The organism is Enterobacter cloacae complex sp. S1 (assembly GCF_014930525.1).
In the GTDB taxonomy this organism is placed as follows: domain Bacteria; phylum Pseudomonadota; class Gammaproteobacteria; order Enterobacterales; family Enterobacteriaceae; genus Enterobacter; species Enterobacter hormaechei_C.
The window spans coordinates 283,259-289,254 of sequence record NZ_JADBRE010000005.1 but is presented as its reverse complement, the minus strand read 5'-3'; the positions used below and the strand labels follow the sequence as shown (position 1 = coordinate 289,254).

Below are 5,996 nucleotides of genomic sequence, written 5' to 3'. Positions count from 1 at the left end.
AGTACGGTAGTGATTGCAGCGGTCAGCGTTGTTTTACCATGGTCAACGTGGCCGATAGTACCGACGTTAACGTGCGGTTTTGTACGTTCAAACTTTTCTTTAGACATCGATTGTCCCTCTAAGACACGGATAAATCGGTGATATCACCACATCAACCAGGCGAAAATGCCTGAACTGTTGAATACATTTACATTGAAACAGAGAGAAAGGGAGGGAGAAGTGAAGTGGTGCTGATACCCAGAGTCGAACTGGGGACCTCACCCTTACCAAGGGTGCGCTCTACCAACTGAGCCATATCAGCACGTATTGGAGCGGGCAGCGGGAATCGAACCCGCATCATCAGCTTGGAAGGCTGAGGTAATAGCCATTATACGATGCCCGCATCCTGAAACTCGGCTACCCAGTTCTTTCTGTAACAAAAAAAGAGATTTCTCTCTTTTCTGTTCGAGCTGGTCAATTTTTCCAACCAGCTCCGGCGGCGTTGTCGCTGCCAGAAAGTGGTGGTGGGGGAAGGATTCGAACCTTCGAAGTCTGTGACGGCAGATTTACAGTCTGCTCCCTTTGGCCGCTCGGGAACCCCACCGGACTTGATGGTGCCGACTACCGGAATCGAACTGGTGACCTACTGATTACAAGTCAGTTGCTCTACCTACTGAGCTAAGTCGGCATCAAGTAGCGCGCATTCTATGGAGACCTGCGCAGTCATGCAACTAAAAAATTGCATAAAACGTTCTTTCGCTCACATTTTATTCGAAACCAGGGCTAACCGCTGTAAATTCATCCGCTCACGGTTAAAAATTCAACATGAACGCCTGATTTCGGCACGCTATAGCCCCAGGTGATGCCTGCCCGGTTAAGCATCGCTTTCCCATATTTTTTCTTATTATTCCTCTCATCTGGTGTTAACCTCCTGCCCATTGTCCAAAATTAACTATGTGATGAGCCCGCACCCGCCGTTTCGTGATGGTTCACAGAAGCATGCTTATGAGCAAAAAAGAGCAAACGTTAATGACGCCCTATCTTCAGTTTAACCGTAGCCAGTGGGCAGCCCTGCGTGACTCCGTCCCTATGACACTGACGGAAGGTGAAATCGCACGGCTAAAAGGGATAAACGAAGATCTCTCCCTGGAAGAGGTGGCAGAAATCTATCTCCCCCTCTCTCGCTTGCTTAACTTCTATATCAGCTCCAATTTGCGTCGTCAGGCCGTACTGGAACAGTTCCTCGGCACGAACGGTCAACGTATTCCTTATATCATCAGTATTGCGGGCAGCGTGGCAGTGGGTAAAAGTACCACCGCGCGCGTGCTACAGGCGCTGCTGAGCCGCTGGCCGGAACACCGCAGCGTGGAGCTGATCACCACCGACGGCTTCCTGCATCCCAACGAGGTGTTGAAAGAACGCGGCCTGATGAAAAAGAAGGGCTTCCCGCTCTCTTATGATATGCACCGCCTGGTAAAGTTTGTTTCAGATCTAAAATCGGGCGTACCTCACGTTACCGCGCCGGTTTACTCGCATCTGATCTACGACCGCATCCCGGATGGCGACAAAACGGTTGTGCAGCCCGACATCCTGATTCTGGAAGGCTTAAACGTCCTGCAAAGCGGGATGGATTATCCTCACGATCCGCATCATGTGTTTGTCTCTGACTTTGTCGATTTCTCAATTTATGTCGATGCGCCGGAAGATTTACTGCAACGCTGGTATATCAACCGCTTCCTGAAGTTCCGCGAAGGCGCGTTCACCGACCCGGATTCCTACTTCCACAACTACGCCCAGCTCTCTGAAGAAGAGGCTATCAGCGTGGCGACCGGGCTGTGGAATGAGATCAACTACGTCAACCTCAAAGAGAACATCCTGCCGACGCGCGAACGCGCAAGCCTGATCCTCACCAAGAGTGAGAAACACGCCGTCGACCAGATTCGTTTACGGAAATAGATCTCAGACGTAAAAAAACCGGCTTAGCGCCGGTTTTTTTATTTATGCCTGCGGCTTTTCGCCGTTTTCATCCTGATCGACCGCGAAGCAGGCCACCAGCTGTCCGCCATAATCCTTCAGCTGTGGCTGCAACTGCGTGCACGGACCGAAGCGGCGACGGCAGCGGGCGTTGAACGCACATCCCGGCGGCGGGTTCAGCGGGCTTGGCAACTCGCCGGTCAGCTTAATGCGCTCCCGGCGGTCATCCGGGTTCAGTCTCGGCGTTGCAGACAGCAGCGCCTGCGTATACGGATGACGCGGGTTAGTAAAGATCTGATCTTTCGTCCCCTTCTCCACGCAGCGTCCCAGATACATCACCATCACCTCATCGGCAATGTGCTCAACCACGGACAGGTCATGGGAGATGAAGACGTACGACAGTCCCAGATCCTGCTGTAAATCCATCATCAGGTTAAGCACCTGCGCACGAACGGACACGTCAAGCGCTGAGACCGGCTCATCGGCAATCACCACGTCCGGGTCAAGCATCAGCCCACGGGCGATGGCAATACGCTGACGCTGACCGCCAGAGAACATATGCGGGTAGCGATCGTAATGCTCGGTTTTAAGCCCCACCTTCGCCATCATCGCCAGCGCTTTTTCACGACGCTGCTCTTTGCTCAGATTGCTGTTAATCAGCAGCGGCTCTTCCAGAATCTGCCCCACTTTTTTACGCGGGTTTAAAGAACCGTACGGGTTCTGGAACACAATCTGGATTTTTTGACGACGCAGCTTCTGCGCCTGCGGATCGTGCTTGAGCAGATCCTGGCCCTGATAGTAAAGCTCGCCGCCGGTTGGCGTTTCGATCATCGTCAGCAGACGGCCCAGCGTGGATTTTCCACAGCCCGACTCCCCGACGACCGCCAGCGTTTTACCGCGTTCAAGGCTGAAGGAGACGCCGTCCAGCGCTTTTACCAGGCGCTCGGGGGCAAAAATCCCCTTCTTCACCGGGTAATGTTTTTTCAGGTCGATAGCCTGCAACAGCGGCTGTTGCGTGGTGGCCTCGTGCGTACTCATAGTGTTGGCCTCCCGGCATCATCGAGTGGGTAGTGGCATTTTGACTGCCGACCATCGGCCAGCAGATTCAGCTCTGGCTCCTCGGCGCAGCATTTATCCGTCGCATACGGGCAGCGCGGATTCAGCAGGCAGCCCTGCGGACGGTCATATTTACCCGGAACCACACCCGGCAGTGACGCCAGACGCGCTTTGTCCTGGGCAAACTCCGGCAGCGCGCGCAGTAACGCCTGCGTATACGGGTGACGCGGCGCGCGGAAGATATCATGCGAACTTCCGGTCTCCACCACCTGACCCGCGTACATCACGATGATTTTGTGTGCCGCTTCCGCCACCAGCGCCAGGTCGTGCGTAATCAGCACCAGCGCCATATTCTCTTTCTGCTGCAACTCCAGCAGCAGCTCGATGATTTGCGCCTGGATGGTTACGTCCAGCGCGGTAGTTGGTTCATCCGCAATCAGCAGTTTTGGTCGACAGGCAATCGCCATGGCGATCATCACGCGCTGGCTCATGCCGCCGGAAAGCTGATGCGGGTAAACGTCCAGACGCGATGCTGGGTCAGGTATCCCCACCAGGTTCAGCAGATCGATAGCACGCTGGCGACGGGTTTTCTTGTTGCCGCCCTGATGCACCTTAATGGCTTCCATAATCTGGAAACCGACGGTGTAGCATGGGTTCAGGCTGGTCATGGGGTCCTGGAAGATCATCGCCACTTCCGCGCCCACCAGCTGGCGGCGCTGTTTTTCGGAAATGCGCTTCAGATCCTGACCGTTGAACTCCAGATTTTCCGCCATCACGCGGCCGGGGTAGTCAATCAGCCCCATAATCGCCAGCGAACTCACTGACTTACCGGAGCCCGACTCTCCTACAATCCCGACCACTTCGCCCTGATTAACGCTGTAGCTGATGCGGTCCACGGCGCGAAACGGTGTGCCTTCGTCGCCAAAGTGCACGGATAATTTATCTACATTTAATAACGCCATCTCGTGCCTCTTACTGCTTCAGTTTGGGATCAAGTGCATCACGCAGACCGTCACCCATCAGGTTAAATGCCAGCACCGTCAGCAGAATCGCCAGACCCGGGAAGGTGACGACCCACCAGGCGCTTTGCGCGAACTGCAACACGTCGGAGAGCATGGTGCCCCACTCCGGTGTTGGCGGCTGCGCACCCATGCCAAGGAAGCCAAGAGCGGCCATATCAAGAATGGCGTTAGAGAAACCGAGCGACGCCTGAACAATCAGCGGCGCAAGGCAGTTTGGGAAGATATTGATAAACATCTGACGCATAGCACCGGCACCCGCCACGCGAGAGGCGGTAACGTAGTCGCGGTTCACTTCCACCAGCACCGCCGCACGGGTCAGACGCACGTAATGCGGTAGCGCAACAAACGTCAGCGCAAGCGCGGCGTTACCAATCGACGGACCAAAGATCGCCACCAGCACCAGCGCCAGCAGCAGGCTTGGCAATGCCAGCATAATGTCGACGACGCGCATGATGATGTTATCAACAATGCCGCCGAAGTAGCCTGCCACCAGGCCGAGTACGATCCCCATGATCAGCGACAGTACGACAACGAGGCAGCCAACCAGCAGCGACAGGCGCGCGCCGTACATCAGGCGCGACAGCACATCGCGGCCCACGTCGTCGGTGCCCAGCAGGTGCGCCAGGCTTCCGCCGTCCTGCCACGCAGGAGGTGCCAGCAGCGCATCGCGGAACTGATCAGCCGGGTTATACGGCGCAAGGAAGTTCGCAAACACCGCAATCAGGATCATGATGGATACATACACCAGCCCGACAACCGCGCCTTTGTTGCGCTTGAAGTAGTGCCAGAACTCCTGCATCGGCGTCATTGGCACCGGTGCGGTGACCACTTTATTTTGAGTAACTTGTGACATGATGGCCCCTTACTTCTTATGACGAATACGCGGGTTCACCACGCCGTACAGCAAATCGACCAGCAGGTTGACGAGAATAATCATCGTCGCGACCAGCAGTACACCGCCCTGCACAACCGGATAGTCACGGCGTTGCAGCGCATCAATCAGCCAGCGTCCAAGACCCGGCCAGGAGAAGATGGTTTCGGTCAGGATCGCCCCCGCCAGCAGCGTACCGACCTGCAAACCGATAACGGTTACCACCGGCAGCATAGCGTTACGCAGGGCATGAATGATGATGACGCGCATACGGGTCAGGCCTTTAGCGCGGGCAGTACGAATATAATCCTCGCCCAGCACTTCCAGCATGGAGGAACGGGTCATACGCACGATCACCGCCAGAGGGATTGTGCCCAGCACCATTGCAGGCAGGATCATGTGCGCAACCGCATCAATGAAGTTGCCCTCTTCGCCCCAGATCGCCGTATCAATCAGCATAAAGCCGGTTAACGGGTTGGTGTCGTCAAGGAAAACCATGTCGCTGACGCGTCCGGAGACCGGCGTCAGGTTCCACTGCACCGAGACCAGCATGATCAGCATCATGCCCCACCAGAAGATAGGCATGGAGTAGCCGGTCAGTGCCAGGCCAACAGCGGTGTGGTCGAAAATAGAGCCACGCTTAACGGCAGCCAGTACCCCAACAGGAATACCCACCGCAGTGGCGAAGATCATGGCGCAGATACCGAGTTCCAGCGTCGCTTTAAAGCGCGGCACGAACTCGTCCCACACCGGAAGACGGCTTTTCAGTGAAATCCCTAAATCGCCGTGCAACACGCCCCAGATATAGTGGAGATACTGCTGCCACATCGGCTTATCAAGGCCGAGTTCAGCCAGCAGTTGCGCATGACGTTCAGGGGAGATACCACGCTCGCCCGCCATAATCATTACCGGGTCACCCGGGATCATATGGACGAAGGCAAAAGTGAGAAGGGTGATACCGATAAACGTCGGGATAACCAGTCCCAGACGTCGGAGGATGAACTGCAACATAACCCGGATTCTCTCTGATGACGCACGCCCAGTGGCGTGACGTCTGTATTGCTCACAAATGTAAATTCCCTCTCCCTGTGGGA

The 5,996-nt window shown here is 55.6% G+C and carries 6 protein-coding genes and 4 tRNA genes; 1 reads left to right on the top strand and 9 read right to left on the bottom strand.

Going from position 1 to position 5,996, the window contains the following annotated elements; translation table 11 throughout:
* The 5 genes from IM290_RS06585 to IM290_RS06565 form a co-directional block, all read right to left on the bottom strand.
* Positions 1–107: GTP-binding protein (locus tag IM290_RS06585; RefSeq protein WP_001785379.1), on the bottom strand; the 107-nt coding region annotated here is incomplete at its 3' end.
* A 118-nt stretch (positions 108–225) separates the two neighbouring features.
* Positions 226–301: transfer RNA gene (locus tag IM290_RS06580), tRNA-Thr, on the bottom strand.
* A 6-nt stretch (positions 302–307) separates the two neighbouring features.
* A tRNA-Gly gene (locus IM290_RS06575) sits at positions 308–382 on the bottom strand.
* A gap of 116 nt (positions 383–498) precedes the next feature.
* Positions 499–583, bottom strand: a tRNA-Tyr gene (locus IM290_RS06570).
* An 8-nt stretch (positions 584–591) separates the two neighbouring features.
* A tRNA-Thr gene (locus IM290_RS06565) sits at positions 592–667 on the bottom strand.
* Between the two features lie 317 nt (positions 668–984).
* On the opposite strand from IM290_RS06565, the gene coaA reads away from it, so the two are divergent.
* Positions 985–1,935 (top strand): type I pantothenate kinase, encoded by a 951-nt coding sequence (gene coaA, locus IM290_RS06560; RefSeq protein WP_015569977.1) that lies wholly within the window; start codon positions 985–987, stop codon positions 1,933–1,935.
* Between the two features lie 42 nt (positions 1,936–1,977).
* On the opposite strand, the gene dppF is transcribed toward coaA, so the two are convergent.
* Genes dppF through dppB form a run of 4 tightly spaced genes read right to left on the bottom strand, consistent with a single transcriptional unit; the run spans position 1,978 to position 5,913 of the window.
* Positions 1,978–2,991, bottom strand: coding sequence for a dipeptide ABC transporter ATP-binding subunit DppF (gene dppF / locus IM290_RS06555; RefSeq protein WP_017383568.1), 1,014 nt, complete (start codon positions 2,989–2,991; stop codon positions 1,978–1,980).
* Entirely contained in the window at positions 2,988–3,971 is a 984-nt protein-coding gene (gene dppD, locus IM290_RS06550; RefSeq protein ID WP_193042232.1) for a dipeptide ABC transporter ATP-binding protein, read from the bottom strand. Before dppD ends, dppF begins: the two co-directional genes overlap by 4 nt.
* Positions 3,972–3,981: 10 nt before the next feature.
* On the bottom strand, positions 3,982–4,884 hold the full coding sequence (gene dppC / locus IM290_RS06545) for a dipeptide ABC transporter permease DppC (protein WP_045338310.1): 903 nt from the start codon (positions 4,882–4,884) through the stop codon (positions 3,982–3,984).
* A gap of 9 nt (positions 4,885–4,893) precedes the next feature.
* Complete coding sequence (gene dppB / locus IM290_RS06540) at positions 4,894–5,913, bottom strand: dipeptide ABC transporter permease DppB (RefSeq protein ID WP_006810536.1); 1,020 nt, start codon at positions 5,911–5,913, stop codon at positions 4,894–4,896.
* Positions 5,914–5,996 lie beyond the last annotated feature (83 nt).